We start from the raw sequence: 19,773 nt of genomic DNA, 5'->3' as shown, positions 1-19,773 counted from the left end.
CAACATCAATCTGGTGTTAAAACCTTTAAATATGTATTAATTAGCATATTTCATTGGATTATTAAGAACGTAGATTTTCAGTTATTCAACATAAAAAATCATATGTGTGATAACTGTGAATACTATCTTTATAATGATTACTAAAAAACAATGATGATAAGTATGCTTAATTAGTTGTGCAAAATTTTAAATTTGAGAGGAAGATGAATATGTGCGGAATAGTTGGTTATTTTGGAAGTAAACAGGCTTCACCAATATTGGTAGCAGGTCTTAGTAAATTAGAATATAGAGGATACGATTCAGCAGGGATCGCAGTTATAAATGAAGGACAATTAAAAGTAACTAAATGCAAGGGAAGACTTGCAAATTTAGAAGCTCAATTATTAGAAAATCCACTTAAGGGAAACATGGGAATTGGACACACTAGATGGGCTACTCATGGTAAGCCATCAGATGAAAATTCACACCCACATACTAATGAAAAAGAAACTATTAGTGTTGTACACAATGGTATTATAGAAAATTATATGCATTTAAGAGAATGGTTAATGGCAAAAGGATATAAATTCACATCAGAAACTGATTCAGAAGTAATACCACATCTAATAGATTTCTACTATGATGGAAATATAGTTGAAGCTGTAATGAAGACTGTTACTAAAATGGAAGGTAGCTATGCTATAGCAGTAATAACAAGCAATGAACCAGATAAATTAGTAGCAGTAAGAAAAGACAGTCCATTAATAGTAGGACTTGGCAAAGGTGAATTTTTTGTAGCTTCAGATATACCAGCAGTATTAAACCATACAAGAGAGGTATATTTATTAGAAGATAAGGAATTTGTTGTAATTTCTAATGAGGGAATAAAACTTCTTGATGCAGAAGGCGAAATTATAAATAAAGAAGTTTTTCATGTAACTTGGGATGCTGAAGCAGCTGAAAAAGGTGGATATGAGCACTTTATGCTAAAAGAAATCCATGAGCAGCCAAAGGCAATTAGAGACACTATGACTTCAAGAATAGTTCTAGGTCAACCAATTACACTAGATGATATAAATATAACTAAAGAACAAATTAAAAATTTAAATAAAATATATATAGTAGCTTGCGGAACTGCATATCATGCAGGAGTTGTAGGTAAATATGTTATAGAAAAACTTGCAAGAATACCAGTAGAACTAGATATAGCTTCTGAGTTTAAATATAGAGATCCAATAATGGACAAAAACACCTTGATGATAGTTATTAGTCAATCAGGAGAAACTGCAGACACCATGTCAGCTTTAAGACTTGCAAAGTCAAAAGGTGCAAGAGTTATTGCAGTAACTAACGTTGTAGGTAGTGCGGCCTCAAGAGAAGCAGACGATGTACTATATACTTGGGCAGGACCAGAAATAGCAGTTGCATCTACTAAAGCGTATGTAACTCAGCTTATAGCAATGTATATAATAGCATTATTCTTTGCTCAGAACAAAGAAACAATAAGCAATGAAGAAATTGAAGAAATTAAAACAGCTATGATGGAATTACCAGAAAAGGCAGAGAAGGTTTTGGAAAATAAAGAAACTGTGCAAAAATTCACTGCAAAAAATTATATGCATAAAGATATGTTCTTCATAGGACGTGGACTTGACTATGCAGTTGCATTAGAAGGTTCATTAAAGCTTAAAGAAATATCTTATATTCATTCAGAGGCTTATCCAGCGGGAGAGTTAAAACATGGTCCAATAGCACTTATGGAAGAAGGTACTATAGTTATAGCACTAGCTACTCAAGAAGAAATTTTTGACAAGATGGTAAGTAATATAAAAGAAATAACTACTAGAGGAGCAAAAGTATTTGCTTTCGCGCCAGTCGGTCACACGGAAATTTCAAAATCAGTTTTTTCAGTAACTTATATACCAAAAGTAATGGATATATTAGCACCAGTAATTTCAGTAATTCCACTACAATTATTGTCTTATTACATGGCGATTCAAAAAGGTTGCGATGTTGATAAGCCAAGAAATTTAGCAAAATCAGTTACTGTAGAATAGAAAAAGGAGCCACTCATGTGGCATGTGTGTATGTTCTAAGAATGTCTTTAAGTACCTAAGAAAGTTTTTAAGTGAACTTGCATGATTTTGATCGATTATGAATAAATTCTTGCAGTATATTTTAAAGATGAAAAACCATCAGATTTTTAATTCTGATGGTTTTTTGTGAATGTTTTTTATGTAATTGTCAAAAAATGTACACAAACATCAAACATTGTCCCCGAATATTAAAGTCTGTCCACAAACAATACAGTCTGTCTCAAAAAATGAAGGAAACGCAGGAACACCAACCTGCCTTCCTTCATTTTTTTATTCCCCCCGCCCCCTAATCGCAGATTCCTGCACTACCAACCCTCCCGATGATTTATCCGAATAAATTTAAGAAAAAAGCATGAGAGAATGAGCCGAAGGCTACGCCTTGGATGGATTGATAGATTAAAGTGTGAGGTATATTTATATTAAAACCTTGAAATTACAAATAGAATTATCAACAGAATTGTCCACATCAGACTCATAAAGTTGAGTGCTACTGTGGACAATTTTTCTTTTAATTTGTCCAGGCCTAAATCTCTCCATATCCCATAACATAAGGTATTGGGGCGGTTTACCGCCCCTTCTCTTATCATCGTTCCTTCTTTGCCTAAGCCTCTAAATTGAGAAAAAAGATTGACCAGAGGATTGAAGGATTGACGGAAAAGATTGAATAAGGATTGAATAAGGATTGAATAAGGATTGATAAAATAATGATTTTAAATAGGATAAAACCGATGACAAGCCTGATATGAGAGGGATTGATGAAATGGTCGTTAGACCTTTTGAGGGAGCTAATGAGGGATAGAATAATAGATTTAAGGATGGAAAAGTGGAGTCCTTATTTAATTATTGGGATGAAAATATGAAGGATGGGTAGAAAAAATGCAAGAAAAAAGACAGACTCTAATATTCTTTTTTGAGTATGATTTAGGAGTATTTTAGGAGAATGAAGAGGGGGAAAGGAGTGATTTTGGGACAGACTTTAATATTTGTGGTAAAAATTGCGTTGGGTGTTGGAATGGGTAGGATGGTAGATGGGTGAAGGGCTGAGGGGGTGTTGGAGTGGTGGTGGAGTTGGGACAGACTTTAATGTTTGTTTACAAAGTAGGAATTATAAATCTAATGATTTATAATTAAGCTTTAATAAACAGAGATAAAAATGAAATGAACAGAAATTGGTGAGTCCATCGGTACAATTAAATAAGACATAATTTTATTTAGTATAATTGAATGAGGATAGCTTTTATTAGAGACTATTAGAATTATGTTTAAATAATAATGTTCATATTAAAACTAAAATAGTTTATAATACACTATTGACACCAATTGGTTTTAATAGTATTATGTATATAAAGATAAAAAAATTTGCTTTATATAATATATAATATAAAATATGAGAGGATGGTTTAAGTGGCGAATAAGGGCAGAGACCAAGCAGTGTGGGTTACAGAAGGGCATGAAGAGATAGTAGCGGAGAGGTATAAAGAAATCAAGAAGATAATTCAAGAGAACACAAGTATGTTATTTAAAGACGCAATTGAAATGGTGGGAGGTGTGAAAGTCGGAACTTGGTATAACTATATTTCAAAAGGCACTCAAAGAGGGAGGGTATCTAAGTATACCGTAAATAAGCTCTGTGAGTTCTCAGATTTACCTTATGAGTTATTTACAGGGAAGATAGAATTTAGTAATGAACATAAAAAGCAGTTAGCAGATAAAGTTAAGGAAAAATTAGAAAAAATTTATAAAGATGAAAAGGAAAATGGTATTTTAGTTATGAATACACTTGTACCAACAGATTCAGGTGTGTTAGAGGTTGCAAGAGTATTATCGAATAGGGTGGATGACATAAAACTCGAAGAAACAGCAGATAAATTAATTTTGCTTTTAGAAAATATAATAGAGAAAATTTCACTAAGAAAGAAGACAATAATTCTTGATGAAAAAATTCAAGAGAACTAATAATATTAAAAATATAGGAGGTAATTATAATGTTAAATGAAACTGAACTGTTAAGGGACATTAATGACATTTTAAACCATTGTAGAACAAATGGTTTAACTAAAATCCTTACAACTGACATAATAAGGAGAAATCAAGGCAATTATTATAATGCTCAAACATCACCACAAAAATCTTGGAACTCCAAATTTGGAAAGTTCTTAAAGGATAATGCAAGTTCGCTTAGAATTCAAGAAATTAGAAAAGATGTAAACACGAAAGACGATAATAACAATAGAACATCTTGTTCGGAATGGGAATTATAGGAGGAAACGTAAATGTGTAAGATTATAACGATAAATGTAGTGAAAATAGAACATCATAGTAATATTCCTGATAGATATAATGTTAAAGTTTACAGTTCAGGTAAATTTGATAAGGTTATAGGTGAAAATAAAACCTATGATGAAGCTTTGGAAATAAAGTGCGAATGGGATGACTTTCTCAGCAAGTAAAGGGTTAGATATGTACGTATGTCAAGAGCGATATTAGTTGTAGTTTCTGTTGCAGTGGCAGTTGCTATAGTAGAGGCTATTTGAAATTCGGTGGACTTTTGTTCAATCATAATAAAGTTCCAAAACTTATAATAAAGTTCCATAAACTAATAAAATAGTTTCGGAATCTAACCAAATATCAAGCCCTGTATTTAGCTTTTATCGGCTAAATGCGGGGCTTTTATTTTCGCCTATAACTAATATCAAACCATCCACCCGACACACCATTCCACCCTCAAAGCCTGAATAGAGTACAGGATTTATCCCTTGTACCAATTCATGCCTTTATTTTTTTCTACCATAAATATATTAGGGTTAAGGAGTAAAGAGTTGATAGGATATACGAGAATTTAAACCTTATTTTTACAAAGCTAAAATTAGGATAAGAGGGATGACAGTATAGATTGAATAATGTTTGATTATATGGTAGAATAAGTAATTAACAAATAATAGGAACAAAATGGTATGAAGCTTGATATAACAGCGATTAAGGGCTAATAGAAAGGTTGATATGTATGTGGATATTTGTTTCAATTGTTGAAATGGTTATTATAATTATATTATGCTCATATACATTGATTTGTTGGAAAAAGCATATGAGAACTAAAAAAAATGAAATAAACATTGAAGAAACAGAGAGCAGTATTAATGAAGGAATAGACAGAAAACTTGAAATAGCAAAAAGAGAGTCAAATAAAAGCATAGAATATGAAAAGGCAAAATTTGATAAATATCGAAGTAAGATATTTGAGAATATTGAAGTTGAAAGGGTTTTATTGTTAAACAATTCAAATATAATTATTCAAAAAAAGAATCAGCAATACAAATTTTTATTATCATTATATAAAATAATGTATCAAAAAATTCAAGATAACATTGATAGTCTAAAAAAAGAGGAAAAATCAAATCTTGACGAATACAGAACAAAGATGATTAAAGCTATTGAAGTAGAAAAGGTATCTTTGTCAAATGCTTTAAATGTAAGTATTGAAGAAAAGAATCAAGAATATGAAATTGTGTGCCAAAAGGTTAAAGATGATATTAATAATTTGAAAAACGAAGAAGAAATAAAATTCAATGAATATAGAAGAAATGTATTTGCAGATATTGAAGTAACAAAAGTCAGAAGGCTAAATGAATTAACTGATTTAAATATAACTATCGAAGAAAAAAATCAACAATATAAAATCTTTTGTCTAAAAATTGAAGCGGATACTAAAACAAAAGAGAATTACCTTATGAAAGAGGTATATGAAAGAGTTAAAAAAGAATATCAGAGATATAATTTTTTATATATTTTAATTAAAATATTATACCAAAAGGTTAATTTGGATATAAACAATTTAAATTCAAAGGGAATTGAAATAAAAATTAAAGAATCAAATCTTAAATATTACTGTGACAAAATTGCAAATGGGAAAATGGAATTATTACAGTTAAATAAGGATACAATCAAATTAGAATATGAATTAAACGAGATAAGAAGAGATATTAGTTTAGATAAAGTAGGATTTTATGAGACAAAGTATACCTTTGAGAATTCAACATTATATCAAGAAAAGCTTGAAGTTATAAGAAAAGATGAAAAGGAGTTAGTTTTACATGAAAAAGCATGTATATGCAATGATGTATTGTCAGTAATTCATACCACTGCGATGGGAAAAAGTATGATTTATAGGTATATACAACTTATGTTAAGAACATTTAATGATGACTGCTATAGCATTATTGCAAATGTAAGTTATAAGAATATTAATTTAATGGATAATAAAATTGATAAAGCTTATGATTTTATAAACGAAGCAGGAGACGCAATAAAGTGTCGGGTTACTTATGAATATTTTCAATTTAAGAAAAAAGAATTATATCTTGTTTTTGAGTACCAAGAAAAATTATATCAAGAAAAAGAAGAACAAAGAATTATAAGAGAGCAAATGGTAGATGAAGAAAAGGCACAAAAGGAATTTGAAAAGGCACTTATCGAATCAGAAAATGAGTCAATAAGGTATGGTAAGGCTTTAGAACAGGCAAGAGCAGAACTTGCAAATACTACAGGCAGTAATGTTATAAAACTCCAAAAATTAGTTATTGAATTGGAAAGTAAGTTACAGGAGGCAGAAGATAATAAAAGAGCTATTTCACAAGCACAAATCACAAAATCTGGACACATATATATAATTAGTAACATTGGTTCTTTTGGGGAAAATGTTTATAAAATAGGTATGACAAGAAGAATTAACCCAGATGAAAGAATATATGAATTAAGTGGACCATCAGTTCCATTTCCATTTGATGTACATGCTAAGATTTTTACGAAGAATGCACCTGAACTTGAATGGAAGATTCATAAAAAGTTATCTGAGAGAAAACTAAATAGGATAAATTTAAGAAAAGAATTTTTTGAAGTTACGCTTGAAGAAATTGAAAGCATAATTAATGAGTTTGGAATAAAAGATGTAAAATTTACTTACACCAATGAAGCCAAACAATATAGACAATCGTTAGCAATAAAGAAAGAATTTTTGATTTAATATAGTGAAAATTAATTATATCTGAGATTCTTCTGTAACCAAGTGGTGTAACATGATAAAATTATAAAAAAAATTTTCGCCAACTCCTTTGATATAAGTGTATTCTTTTAATTGACTGGAAACCCTTATAATGTTATTATTTGGTTATAAATACTTTTAATGGGGGGAGTGATTAAAATGTCATTTAAAAGATTTGATGGCTTTACAGGTTCTATTCCACAAAAATTTATTGATAAAAATTTTAATAGTTGTCCTATGTGCGGAACAGTAGAACCATATTGGACTTTGGAACAAAAGATGGGGTGGGTAAACAGATATTTGTTTAAGTGTTCAAAATGTGAAGCAATAATATCTTCTTCAGTTCCAGATGTTACTGGATTTGGAAGAAGTCCATTGACTACATTAGGAATTGCTAAAGCACTTAGTGGTAAGAAAATGAGTGTTATTTATATGAAAATTGACGATGTTGGGAATATGCAGGTGACAAAACTATACCAAGGTAAGGAATTTCCAATAACTGAGTTAAAAGAAATGGCTGATAGTTTACAAGTAGTTGAGTAACTCGATGGAAACGGGTTTAATTTTTATGAAACGTACTCCAAAAGAAATTGAGATATTTGGAGGCGAAGTTTTCATTGATATTAATGGTAAAAATATAGCGGTTTTAGATAATTCAAATTTGGAAATGCCACTTGTTGAGGGTCTATATAAACTTAAAATGTATAAAACCCATACATATGATACGGTTATAGGAATTGCAGAAGTTGATATTAATATAAAAAATAATGAAAAGTTTCTTGTTAAGTATTCTTCACCTATGTTGGTAAGTCAACCTGGAAATATTACTGTTAAAGACTATACTTATGAAACTAATATAGATGTTTTGATTAATGATAAAGATACTAAGATAAGTGAAGAATTTAATAATAAACAAAAACAAGTAGAAGAACAGGAACAAAAAAATAGTAATCTAATTTTAATTACAGTAATAATTATGATTATATGTGCGATAATATATGGTATTGAAGTGGCACAAATAACAAGTTATTAATTTAGCCTTATAGAGATACCCTACTAATAAGGTCAGATAAAACTCAACCGAGAGGTTGGGTATTTTTTTGCACGTAAATTATTAATGATTTAAATGAGCTTTAAAAGGGGTAGCAGAATTATAAAAATAGGAGTTAACAACTATAATATAGCAACAGTAAAAATAAAGAAAAGGAGCTATTAATGTGTAGCAAGTTAAAAAAAGGAACTATCTAAGATAGTAAAGTAAAAACAGGGAGGATGATATTGTATGCAGAGCAAGGAAAATTTAGGGCCGTTCATAAAGCGACTTCGTGAACAGAGGGGTGTCAGTTTAGCCGAAATTCAGGATAAAACAGGACTTTCTGCAAGTTACATAAATCGGCTTGAGAACAAAACTCGCCAAAATCCGACATTAGATAGTATATCCAGATTGGTTAAATATTTTGAAATACCGTTTTCATCCATGGAAGAATTCTGTGATTGTGGAAATAGCTTGGAGGGAGAAGTGAAAAACTTAGATTTTATCTTGTTAAATCAAAGCTATATGTTTGCCAACTTGGAGGCAGACCTTGATTTTAAAATGATACTTAGGGATTTGATTAAAGAGTTAGAAAACTACTCTACGAAAGCTTCAATATCCAGGCAAGATGAAGCAAAAATAATAGATATAGCAGTAAAGGTGAGAGAAAAGTTACTAACTGCATAAAATTAAGTAAAAAGAATTAGCTTAGGCTGATTCTTTTTTAAAAGGGGTGTAAAATGAGTAAAGGTAATAGCAGGAAAGAGCTTTTATTTGGAATATTCACTAAGCATAATCCTGGAAGAATTGAAAAAGCAATTGGAACAAGATTATACAGTATCCAATTAGAAAGAAACTTTATTGGGGTAGATGGTAAGCAAAGAAGGGTTGATATGTGTGCTACCGACAAAGCAGGTACACGAAGATATTTTATTGAATTTTCATTGAAAAGTATAGATGAATCTCATTTTATTCAGCTTAAAAAACTAATATATATGGCGAAAAAGATACAGAAAACAGTTGTAATATCATGTGCAACATCTATTAATAAAAGATATTTTGATGAATTGGGGAGAATTGTTTCATTAAGTTCTAATAAAAATATTGAATTCATGTTTATTAGGTTGAATACGGAACAAATAGTACCTATATTGGAAGAGATAAATAAGTTACATCACTTGGAACAAGTTCCAATCCTCAAAAGGCTTGATAATGAGGTTGAGGAGCATTATAAGAGTGTTAAAGGGGTAAAGTGTTACAATAATATTGAAACAATATCAGTACAAGTTAATGATTCTGAAAAATATAGCAACAAAAAGACGACACTCCTTTTGATTTTGAAAAGGCTTAGAAATGAATGCGAATATGCTAATGTTTATAAATATAAAGAGTTAAACAGTAATTCTTTTGAGATAGGCAGTTCAACAACCGACATAAATTACCAAGTGCTTTTCGATAGAGCTGGTAGGCTTGGCATACAACTGGTGTTTCAGATAAACGCTAAACCTATATTTTGTGAATTACTTAATATGAGAGATGAAATTGACGACAAGATGGATTACATTATCTTATGGAAAATGCAAAGAATAGTAACATATTTTTCTGAAAGAAATTATACAGATAAAGAGACGATGATAAAAGCAATGTGTAGAGTCATTAAGAAATACTTATTTACTTTAGATTCCTATTTAAACCGAGCAGTTAAAGGGCATAAAGGTATAGATTAAAAGACAAAAGCCAATTGAGATACTGGCTTTTACTTTTTGGAGTTTATAAAAGAATGCTATAAATACGTATAATATAAAGTATAGATATGAAAGGGGATATAACATTATGGGGCCAATTATAAAAAAAAAATCAAGTAGAAAAAAGGAATAAAACAACTGTAAATATTAAATATAAACAAGAGAAAGTGTGTGAAGAATTACTGAATTATTTGAGGGCAATGATGGGTGAGTAGGTGGATAGATGAATTGAAAAATGATAAAAAGGAAGCTTTTAAAATGGAGATTACGCCACAATAGAAGCTTCTATTTTAATTATAATATTATTTTTAATCTCTAAGTAAACGTGGAGATTCCCAGGAACAATATGCAGATTTAAGGTAGTATAAATATTTACGGACTTTTCATCAAATTCTAAAAATAAGGGTTCTTTAGAAAGTTTGGTGTTGGATAGGTAGGTGGTAATTAAACCACCAACATATCGTGATAGCAAATCAAATTTATATTCATCCATGCCTAAACTCTTATTTAAGTATTTTGTATATAGTCTATTTTGTATTAAAAATAGTGCTTCTTCCATAATTAAATTTACTCCCTTTTAATTGTTATTTATACATTAATTATATCTTCTGTCAGAGCATATAAAAATAGAGAAATGGTCGTATATGGTCTGATACATACATTTGCCTAAATTAAATTTACAAGATATGCAAATACCATTGGCAATAGCATGGAAATATGCTTTTGTTTTCTGTAAAATAAAGATAAATGGATAGAAGGGGGCGATATTATAATAGCTATAAATAACAATATTAGAAGCTATTTAGAAATAGATGGATTAACCATAACGCAGGTTTTTAATGAAAGAACACAGAAAAACTGCGAGGTGAAGATTCAGTTCAAAGAAGGATTTTTGAAAGGAAAGAGTTTAGGTAATTCAAGGCTTGGATTAGAAATTGCACACGAAATATTGGCGATGTTAGAGGTAATTGAATTGGAGACAGGATTAACTATAGAAGAAGTGAAGTATATGAAAAATAGAGAAGATATGGATTGAAAAGATGGAATTAGGGAGGGGAAAGACGATGAAAGAATTTGAAGAAGAGATTTTTGAGGAAGAGTATATTGATAAGGATAGGATTGCAACTGATATAGTGTTTGCAATTATAAAGGAACGAATTAGAATTGGATTGGAATTAATCTCGACTGGATTCTTTAATGAATGGCAGATAAGCGAAATTACAGGACTTACAGTTAAGGATATTATGGCAATGAAATGAAAGAAGTTCACTGGAAAATAAAAATGATTACAATGATGATTTACAAGAGCTATATATTTTTAGAATTGATTCATTCAGGTGGATAAATTCTAAAAACATATAGCTCTTTTTAGTATATTTTACATGTATAAATAGAGTTAATAAAAGTATAATTATAAATTATCAGAATATTCACAACTACCATCGAATCATAAACCTATATGTAATTAAAAATAGAATTCATTATCTCTTTTAAAATTTAAATAAAAATCAATATAATATAAATAACTTATAAATGATTATTTAAAATACTACTCTTATAGTTTAAGAATATTTCTAAATGGTACTTTTAACTTGTAATTTAACAATATACCAAATCAACTTATGTTTGACCTTATGAATAGTATTTGTAGTTTAGTTATAATTGTATTAAAAAGTACACAAGAGCAAACAGAGGGGCTGTAACAGCATATTTAAATAGCAAGATTATTAACAAAATATATTCTTGAACCTAAACGACTTGCCTTAGACTAATATAATCTAACCAAGGACGTTACTATTTTTTTTATAGTGCTAAGTTAGAGTGTCTATTTTTTAAAGAAAGTATTATAAATAGTTAAAATAATAAATGGATAATCATTCTTAATGTTTTTAGAGGCCTATTTCTTCAATGCTTAAAAAGCTTATAATGATATTTGTATTTTTATACTCATATCATTTGATGGCAATGATATGAGTTTTGAATAAAGTTATACAACCAACTGCCATTAGAAGGCGAGTTTCGTCTGAAATTGTAAATACTAAAACAAAATCAGACATCTAAATACGATTGAATATGAAATAAATACACAAGATGTAAATGAGATGGAAACTTATGTAACTTCTTCGTATTTTAAAGTCACATAGAGCTATAATATTGAGATAACGTACTCGAACACACTAAGGCATTATAGCCATATATATATTCTCTATAACCTTGTAGAATTATAGATGATACAAGATATAAAGGAGAAAATAAATATGGCGAGAATAGAAGAAAAATTAGTTGAGGAAGCAAGAAAAGTTGATTTTATGGCTTTTTTAGAACATCAAGAGGGTTGGCATTTTAAGAAATCTGGTACGCATTGCTACGAATGTGTTGAACATAATTCATTTGTGCTTAATGAAAAAGGAGATTTCTTGTGGTATAATTGGTACTCTCAGCATGAAAAGGGTAATATAATATCATATGTTCAAAACCATATTACAAGTGGTGACTTTAGAAAGGCTATAGCATTCATACTGAATTCTGAATGTATCCCCTATTGTAATAAAGATGAAATAATTAGCAATGAAAAGGAAAAAATAGTTTTAAAGGGTAATGTTAAAATTGAAACAAATGATAATATGAGGCGAACATTTGGATATTTAATTAAAAACAGGAAAATAAATTTTAATGTAGTAAATGAATTAGTAAAACAGGGCAAAATAGTTGAAGATAAAAAACATAATATAATATTTAAGTATATTGATGAAAATGGAAAATTTGTCGGTGGTGAGGAAAAAGGTACGTATAGTGATAAATCTTATAGTAGTATGGTAACTGCAACTGATGAAACTTATGGATTTACAATAGTAGTTGGAGATAAATGTAAGAATATTTTTGTTTTTGAGGCTTCTATAGATTTGATTAGTTACTATGAGCTATATAAATCTGAACTGTATGATAGTATTCTTTTAAGCCTCGGTGGATGTACAAAAATCAAAAAGATTAATACTTATCTAAAACTTCATAAAACTATAGATACAATAATAGTATGTGAGGATAATGATGATTCTGGAAACACATCATTTAGAAAAATTAAAAATGAATATAGCAATTATATAATACGTGATGGGCGGAACATTCTAATGCAAAATAATATAAAAGATTTCAATGACATGTTAAAAAATGAAAAACAAATAATTAATTTATAAATAAAATGGCACTACTGGATTTTTTATTCAGGGTGCTTTTTTATTTATTTCCAATAAATATTAAATATATCATAAGATATTCTTGTTAATATAAGCGTTACGTAAATCACTAAATATAATGTATAAGTAATAGAATGTATAGTTCTACTGATTGCTAAATAAGTTTTTCTAAATAGAATAATTAAGAGTTTTCAATTTATACCATTATGATTTTTTAAATAAGAGTTTAACTTTCATCATGTTGAAATGACTTCATCTTTTATTTATGTAGAAGTATGTTGAACATTTAAATTATGATTTTTACCTTTAACCTTTTTTACTCATAGCTACATTCTCTCTATAACAAGTAAATACAGTTAAACATTATAAGGCACTTTAAATCTTTAATATAAAGCAATTTTTTTATATATTTAACTTAGAGTATTAGATTTACTTTAATTATTTTTTAAAAATAGTAGATACATGCCAAAATTAAAATTAAGAAATATTTGATAAGTAATATTTAAATACTAATCGTTCGGTTTGGCGAGAAGGAGTGTTATGGATAGAATTGATATAATTAAGGATATAGTTAATATAAAAGAGGTAGCTGTTGCAGATGGTGATAAGAGGATAATAGCTAAGGCTAACAAATCTCTAAATAATATTATTAAGGGTAGTATTAAAAAGGCACAACAAGTTCTTGGAGAGAAGAATAGGTATAAGGAATATGTAACTAATAATAGGGAGAATATAAGAGAACAATTAGCTATTAATAAAGAGGTATCAACCATATCAGAGGCAATAATTCTTATTAAGCAGGTAGATTTCAGATATATTTTTGGCTTGGATGTGTTAATGGAAAAGGCTTTTGCATGTGAATTTATTAATGAAGAACAAAGGATTTCTTTTGCTTTTAAAACTGGAAAAGAAGCTGAGGAAGCAGTAGATAAAGAAATTGAGAAGTATCCAAACAAAGAAATAACTATATCAGGCTTTGAGAGATTCGGAATGTATGTTAGGGAACTTATAATAAAAGGTTGGGAAACCGAAGCATGGATAAGCTATAGCGACAGTAACAAAAGGTATTTATATATTGTTGGAAACAAAGATAATAATAATTATGCTGTCACGCACACACTGGATTTGTTAGATTTGTACCAGATGTTTATAGGCTGTGATTTTAAGAAGGCAGTGCAGGAATTATCTGAACTATTGGATATTAGGGTTAAGGAACTTGATGAAATTAGAATTAAATATATTAGGAATAAGGTACTAATTAATACTTACTTAACGAAGGATAAGTTTCCTGTATTATGTGAACTTATTTGGGAGCATATACCTAAATTGCAAACAGTATTAGAGGTGGCGATTGACAAACTTTATTACCACAAGCAGACCAACAATAAGTGGGTGTTATCTTCATCTATGGAATATCTTGCAGGAATGATGAACAAAAGCAAGAGTACCATTAATCCAATTATAAACACTTTGGTATTATTGGGATTACTTACAAAGGATGAAAGTCTTAGTAGTGAATATTTAAAGTTCAATAGGAATGAAATAACTTATTTTTACATTCCTGAATATACAGAAGAGCTATTTCAAAAGGCGGAGGAATTAGCAAAAGTAATGCTATATGGTGAGGAACGTATTACTGCAAGTGCTTTTTCATACTCAAAATGTATTAAAAAATTCGGTGAAGTGATTGCAAATTCAATATTTAGAGACAAGGTGACAAAGGCAAAAGCGAGTTAGTGCTTCTGTCTTTTTTTATACCTAAAAAGCTCGAACCAGGTAGAACACTTTATCTATATCAGGAATGTTGACTATGTGAGAAAATTAACTTGTTACTAAAGAAAAAGGAGAGTGTATGGATGAAGAAAGAGATTAGAGATAAGAGATTAGAGATTAAGGGAAGTCTCATAGAGGAATTTAAGATTGATGAAGAGGTAGCTGATAAATTAATTAATGATTACGGAATTGATGTTATAGATGTAATTATACATAAGCCATATATACTATGTCATTACCATATTGAGCTAAAAATAGTTAAAGATATTATAGAGAAGAATAGTCTTAACAAAAATGAAAATCATAAAAATAGGGATATTAGTGCGGCCACGATAATTCATGTAATTGAGTATTTGACAGAGATTAAGGGAGATACATTTATATTTGTAAGTGAATTAAAGAAGAAAATTTTAGAGTTAGTTGAAGTAGTGATTAAGGAAGAGTTAGAAGAGGCATTAGAACTTTTAGAAACTGAATGTGAAATTGTACGAGAACGAGATAAGGAAGGACGGGAATGTATATATCTTATTAGGATGTACAAGGCAGAGGTAGAATTGGCTAATCATATAACATATTTTGTGGGAGAAAATAGAAAACACACCTGCGATTCAAATAAAATTAGTGAATTCATAAATGGTTATGATTCAGCAGATATTAAATTAAATAAGTTACAGAAGGAAGCAGTAGAAATGGCTTTAAGTAATAGACTAAGTGTTATTACAGGAGTTGCAGGAGGAGGTAAAACAACAGCAATTAAGGCTATTATAGGGGGCTTTAAATATTTAAACTATGAAAATATTCAACTTGTTGCATTTACTGGTAAGGCTGTACAAAGAATGAGTTCTGTTACAGGTATGCAAGGCTCTACGATACATAGATTGCTTGGAATAGGGTTAGAAGATAGGAACAAAGTGAGTGGAGTTAAAGCTGATGTTTTAATAATTGACGAAGCTGGTACTGTGGGGTTGGAGATATTTAAAATGCTCTTTGAATGTTTACAAAATAATAATAGCAATACTAAGATAGTAATTGTAGGCGATAAATTCCAGTTACCTTCAATTTCACCAGGAAACGTTTTAGATGGGCTTCTAAAGAGTGGAATTATTCCAGTAGTAAATTTAATAGATGTTGTTAGGCAAGAAAAACATAGTTTAATAATAACTACTGCACACAAGATACTTGAAGGTACTGAAATAACTGGGAAAAAGACAGGAATATGGTTTAAAAAAAATGAATTTGAATTTATAGAAACTGATAGTGAAAAAATCAAACAACAAGTAAGTAAAAAAGTAGATAAGCTACTTAGCAATGGTACAAGTATTTATGATATTCAAGTCATTTCGCCAATCAAGAACGGTAGAAGTGGGGTCGTTGAATTGAATAGAGAGATAGCAGACAGACTTAACAGTATTCAAGAAAGAGAGGTTTACAAATTTGGCATATTAGACTCTGTAATTTTAACAAAGAACATTTTAAACGTATTTAATGGTCAGAAGGGATTTATAATTTGGGTAGAGAGCAATCTTAACAGGCTTGAACTTATTACAGTAGATTTTGGTAGTAGAGTAGTAACATTTAAAGGAAAGGAGATTGAAAATATAGAACTTGCATATGTTTCAACGGTTCACAAAATGCAAGGTAGTGAAGCAAAGAATGTAATAGTGGTGATAGATAAAGACCATGAGCGAATGTTGAATAGAGAGTTGCTTTATGTTGCAGTAACAAGAGGGATAGAAAGTGTCACTATAATAGGGAGTAAGGAAGCTTTTAATAAAGCTGTTAATAGAGTAAGTAGGGAAAGACACTCATTGTTAGCGGAGAGATTGATAGGGTTAAGAATAGCCAGTTAAGTAGAATTAGACTAAAATATATTAGTATGTTTTGTCCTGTAAAATATATGTAATAGAAGAAAATATAATTCAAATCAAAAGAGGAGATAAAATATGAATACTTATGAAAAAATTTATTACGAGAATTTCAGGAAAAAGTTTGCATATGTTAAAACACTGGAATTAATAGAGAAAATTAATGAAATTGTAGAAAAATGCAATACTGAAAAAAATAGAATAGTACAAAAGAAAGCTATTAAAATTGCTACTGAGACAGCACAAGCTATTGGAAGCATTTTATCGGAGACAAGAAGAGACTTTCATTATAAACTGGCAATTCGCCTTACATATGAATTTATGAAGGATATAGAAGATATGGGTACAACTAAGGAATATAAATATGAAAATGTAAAAGAAATTTTGAACAAGGCTCTGGAAGTAATTAAGCTGTTAAGAACATACAGAAAAAATTTAAGAATTAAGGAGAATGAAATAATGAAAACAGTTGATGTTGGAGATAAACTGGATATAAAGAATATCCAAATGGAATTAGATAAAATAAAAGATTTTAGAGATTTGAGTGCTTATAAAATAATCATGGACTTCTTTAAAATACTATACCCAATACTTGCGAAGTTGCCAGAGTATGAGCAATACTCAGTCTTTTCACAGACACAAAGAGCTTCGGAGAGTATAGTCGCTAATATTGCAGAAGGTAATGGACGAGGGGCATTTGGCTATAAAAAGGTCGAAGCAAACTTCTATTCTATAAGTTTCGGCTCTTGTACAGAGACACAATGTTGGCTTGATGTGCTAAAGCTAAAGGGGTATATAGACTTGCAAGAGCATTATCAAATGGATAACTTACTGGAACAGATAAAAAAACTCCTTATTTCGTATATTAAAAGACTTATAGGAGAGGTGGCATGATAGGAGAGTATAGCTCCCCTATTTTTTTCTTATTTAAGGTTATAGCTACAACATTATACTCATTAATATGATAAAAGTGCTATAAAGCCTTTAAACATAGTGATTAGGATAAAATGTGGAGATAAATATGGGAAGGCAACAATATAACATCTATTATGTATGTGGTTATCAAAGCAATAACATCAATTGGGACATTTATTGCTAATATTACAGTAATAAGCCAGTTTTATTAATAGAAGCGTATAAAACAATATACATAGTAAATAAATTAATATTAAACGTGTTTTATTTTGTGTGAAATTTAGCATCATGTTACTTAGACATCCTCAAAGAACTGAAGTATTTACATATTTTTGAAACATTCCGTTGTCAAAAGTTTATTTAATATTAATTTATTGACAATAAGAAATGGAAATGATAAGATTTTAAGTACAAAGGAGTGAGTATTATAATGAAAATTGATTATATTGAGGATGTTAATAATGAAGTTTTAACGTTTGGGAAAATAATTCAAAGAGAAAGAAAAAAACTCAATAAATCTTTGAAGGACATTGAAGGTGAGTTAACTGTGGAGGTTGAGGAAATAGAAGATGGAGCTTTAGTTAAAAAAGATAAAGCCTTGATTACAGCTTCATACATGAACCGTATAGAAAATGGTAACAGAGAAAACGTATCATTTTCTCTTGTATGTGTGCTAATAGAAAAATTTAATTTAGATTTTAATGAAGTTTTAAAGAGCTTTGGGCATGAGAACATATTAAGTTCTAATTCACGCCAGAGTAGTATAGAAGCGATGATACGTATAAATGATATAGAAGTTCCAGCAAAAATAGAAAATGGAAGTGAAAAACAATTATTAAACAGTATTGAAAAAGAAATATTAATTAGGTTGATAAATGATGTCTTTGATTTTGGTACAGCAAATGAGGAGAATACAATGTATGTACTTAAAAAGATAATTGAGGAATTGGATGATTACAGGAAGAGTATAAGAAAGTTAAAATAAAATATTGTTATATATATATGATACAACTTAATAAGTTGTATCTTTTTTTTATACAATCCATTGACAATAAAATATTTTAAAAAATAAAATTGACAAATGGCAACAAGGGGTATGCAATAAAATCATAGTCAATGAGAGGTTTAAAAGATGACTATAAAAGATAAATAGAGGAGGAAAAAGAAAATGAATGATAAAGTATTAAGTTGTAACGTTGAAAATAATAATAATGTAGGTGGTTGCTTTCTAAAGTTACAGTATAAAGATGGGAGCAACACTGATGTGGGGGAAGCATTAAGCCAGTTCCCTGCTGAGGTAGGTTCTGATTGTGATTATAAAAATGAGCAAATGGTTCTAAGTTTAAATCGCTTGTATCAGAATCAAAAAGGACAATTAAAAGGATTATTTACATTAGGTGAGGCTAATCTGCTAATTTCGGCATTTAATGGTTTTATGTACACGCCCTGGAATGATGATAAAGGAGTCCTTTTGAGAATGGTTGAAGATGTAATTAATTATGAATATTGTTCTGGTGATATTTATGATGTTGATAAAGACAAGCTGTTTCAAAAGATACATAAGTTAAATTCATTTGATTGCTTTGTCGTAATTAGAATGGCATTTGAGTTCTGGAAAAGAAAAAGAGACATTTTTGGAGGTGATAAATTACTTAAAGACATTTTTGGAATAAAATAAGTAAAAATGCTTGGGCTAACATTGAAGTGTTACCCAAGCTCTAAATTAAAATAATCAAATAAATTATATATTACTTTAGAGAAAATATCAATAAACTAATTGTTTTATAAAAAATAAAAGATGAAAAGGAGATTGTTAATATGAAAAAAAATAAAATAAATAATATAAAAATAGATAACTTCCCTAATGAAATGGGTGTTAATAAATTAAATATACTTTCGTCCATGTTGGAGAGGGTAGGTGTATCTAATGTATCTGCTACTAATAAAAAGATAAGGGAATATGGAATATTATTAGAATGTTCTTGCTGTTGTGAAAAATACTGTCTGAAATCATATTCCTTTAAAGAATTAATGGTCTTAAATATTAAAGAAGAAATCTTTGAGTTACTAACTATAAGAGAAAACAGCGGTCATTAGAAAGTAGTGTAACTGATATTCCTGCAAGTTAAATAAAG

At 29.3% G+C, this 19,773-nt stretch carries 20 protein-coding genes; 18 read left to right on the top strand and 2 right to left on the bottom strand.

Annotated elements, in window-relative coordinates:
- Positions 1-209 precede the first annotated feature (209 nt).
- Positions 210-2,036 (top strand): glutamine--fructose-6-phosphate transaminase (isomerizing), encoded by a 1,827-nt coding sequence (gene glmS / locus G9F72_RS24145; protein ID WP_164959190.1) that lies wholly within the window; start codon positions 210-212, stop codon positions 2,034-2,036.
- Positions 2,037-2,489: 453 nt separating this feature from the next.
- Here glmS and G9F72_RS27250 read toward each other — a convergent pair whose 3' ends face one another.
- Positions 2,490-2,624: a hypothetical protein gene (locus G9F72_RS27250; RefSeq protein WP_263487059.1), complete on the bottom strand. Its 135-nt coding sequence runs from the start codon at positions 2,622-2,624 to the stop codon at positions 2,490-2,492.
- A gap of 855 nt (positions 2,625-3,479) precedes the next feature.
- Here G9F72_RS27250 and G9F72_RS24140 point away from each other — a divergent pair.
- From G9F72_RS24140 to G9F72_RS24105, 8 genes are all read left to right on the top strand, one after another.
- Positions 3,480-4,031 (top strand): hypothetical protein, encoded by a 552-nt coding sequence (locus G9F72_RS24140; protein WP_164959824.1) that lies wholly within the window; start codon positions 3,480-3,482, stop codon positions 4,029-4,031.
- Between the two features lie 29 nt (positions 4,032-4,060).
- Positions 4,061-4,336 carry a hypothetical protein gene (locus G9F72_RS24135; protein ID WP_164959825.1) on the top strand — a complete coding sequence of 92 codons (276 nt, stop codon included), beginning with the start codon at positions 4,061-4,063 and terminating at the stop codon, positions 4,334-4,336.
- A 12-nt stretch (positions 4,337-4,348) separates the two neighbouring features.
- The gene (locus G9F72_RS24130) at positions 4,349-4,525 is read left to right on the top strand and encodes a hypothetical protein (protein ID WP_164959826.1); all 177 of its coding nucleotides are present in this window, start codon (positions 4,349-4,351) and stop codon (positions 4,523-4,525) included.
- A 635-nt stretch (positions 4,526-5,160) separates the two neighbouring features.
- The gene (locus G9F72_RS24125; protein ID WP_164959827.1) at positions 5,161-7,095 is read left to right on the top strand and encodes a DUF4041 domain-containing protein; all 1,935 of its coding nucleotides are present in this window, start codon (positions 5,161-5,163) and stop codon (positions 7,093-7,095) included.
- Positions 7,096-7,272: 177 nt separating this feature from the next.
- Positions 7,273-7,656 (top strand): hypothetical protein, encoded by a 384-nt coding sequence (locus tag G9F72_RS24120; RefSeq protein WP_164959828.1) that lies wholly within the window; start codon positions 7,273-7,275, stop codon positions 7,654-7,656.
- A 25-nt stretch (positions 7,657-7,681) separates the two neighbouring features.
- Entirely contained in the window at positions 7,682-8,146 is a 465-nt protein-coding gene (locus G9F72_RS24115; RefSeq protein ID WP_164959829.1) for a hypothetical protein, read from the top strand.
- 249 nt (positions 8,147-8,395) lie between these two features.
- The gene (locus tag G9F72_RS24110; RefSeq protein WP_164959830.1) at positions 8,396-8,833 is read left to right on the top strand and encodes a helix-turn-helix domain-containing protein; all 438 of its coding nucleotides are present in this window, start codon (positions 8,396-8,398) and stop codon (positions 8,831-8,833) included.
- A gap of 53 nt (positions 8,834-8,886) precedes the next feature.
- Positions 8,887-9,873, top strand: a complete 987-nt coding sequence (locus tag G9F72_RS24105; RefSeq protein WP_164959831.1) for a hypothetical protein — start codon at positions 8,887-8,889, stop codon at positions 9,871-9,873.
- A gap of 283 nt (positions 9,874-10,156) precedes the next feature.
- Here G9F72_RS24105 and G9F72_RS24100 read toward each other — a convergent pair whose 3' ends face one another.
- Positions 10,157-10,450 (bottom strand): hypothetical protein, encoded by a 294-nt coding sequence (locus tag G9F72_RS24100; RefSeq protein WP_164959832.1) that lies wholly within the window; start codon positions 10,448-10,450, stop codon positions 10,157-10,159.
- A gap of 306 nt (positions 10,451-10,756) precedes the next feature.
- On the opposite strand from G9F72_RS24100, the gene G9F72_RS24095 reads away from it, so the two are divergent.
- From G9F72_RS24095 to G9F72_RS24055, 9 genes are all read left to right on the top strand, one after another.
- Positions 10,757-10,927 (top strand): hypothetical protein, encoded by a 171-nt coding sequence (locus G9F72_RS24095; protein WP_224676242.1) that lies wholly within the window; start codon positions 10,757-10,759, stop codon positions 10,925-10,927.
- A gap of 28 nt (positions 10,928-10,955) precedes the next feature.
- Positions 10,956-11,150: a hypothetical protein gene (locus G9F72_RS24090; RefSeq protein ID WP_164959834.1), complete on the top strand. Its 195-nt coding sequence runs from the start codon at positions 10,956-10,958 to the stop codon at positions 11,148-11,150.
- Positions 11,151-12,149: 999 nt separating this feature from the next.
- Complete coding sequence (locus tag G9F72_RS24085; protein ID WP_164959835.1) at positions 12,150-13,085, top strand: DUF3991 and TOPRIM domain-containing protein; 936 nt, start codon at positions 12,150-12,152, stop codon at positions 13,083-13,085.
- A 540-nt stretch (positions 13,086-13,625) separates the two neighbouring features.
- Complete coding sequence (locus G9F72_RS24080) at positions 13,626-14,822, top strand: hypothetical protein (protein ID WP_164959836.1); 1,197 nt, start codon at positions 13,626-13,628, stop codon at positions 14,820-14,822.
- A 119-nt stretch (positions 14,823-14,941) separates the two neighbouring features.
- The gene (locus G9F72_RS24075) at positions 14,942-16,708 is read left to right on the top strand and encodes an ATP-dependent RecD-like DNA helicase (protein WP_164959837.1); all 1,767 of its coding nucleotides are present in this window, start codon (positions 14,942-14,944) and stop codon (positions 16,706-16,708) included.
- A 93-nt stretch (positions 16,709-16,801) separates the two neighbouring features.
- On the top strand, positions 16,802-17,617 hold the full coding sequence (locus G9F72_RS24070; protein WP_164959838.1) for a four helix bundle protein: 816 nt from the start codon (positions 16,802-16,804) through the stop codon (positions 17,615-17,617).
- A 451-nt stretch (positions 17,618-18,068) separates the two neighbouring features.
- On the top strand, positions 18,069-18,623 hold the full coding sequence (locus tag G9F72_RS24065; RefSeq protein WP_164959839.1) for a hypothetical protein: 555 nt from the start codon (positions 18,069-18,071) through the stop codon (positions 18,621-18,623).
- Positions 18,624-18,806: 183 nt separating this feature from the next.
- Positions 18,807-19,316, top strand: coding sequence for a hypothetical protein (locus G9F72_RS24060; protein WP_164959840.1), 510 nt, complete (start codon positions 18,807-18,809; stop codon positions 19,314-19,316).
- 140 nt (positions 19,317-19,456) lie between these two features.
- On the top strand, positions 19,457-19,735 hold the full coding sequence (locus tag G9F72_RS24055) for a hypothetical protein (RefSeq protein WP_164959841.1): 279 nt from the start codon (positions 19,457-19,459) through the stop codon (positions 19,733-19,735).
- The last annotated feature ends 38 nt before the right edge of the window (positions 19,736-19,773 follow it).

Source organism: Clostridium estertheticum (genome assembly GCF_011065935.2).
In the GTDB taxonomy this organism is placed as follows: Bacteria; Bacillota; Clostridia; order Clostridiales; family Clostridiaceae; genus Clostridium_AD; species Clostridium_AD estertheticum_A.
Note: the sequence above shows the minus strand (reverse complement) of the source record. Positions and strands in the feature narration are given on the sequence as shown.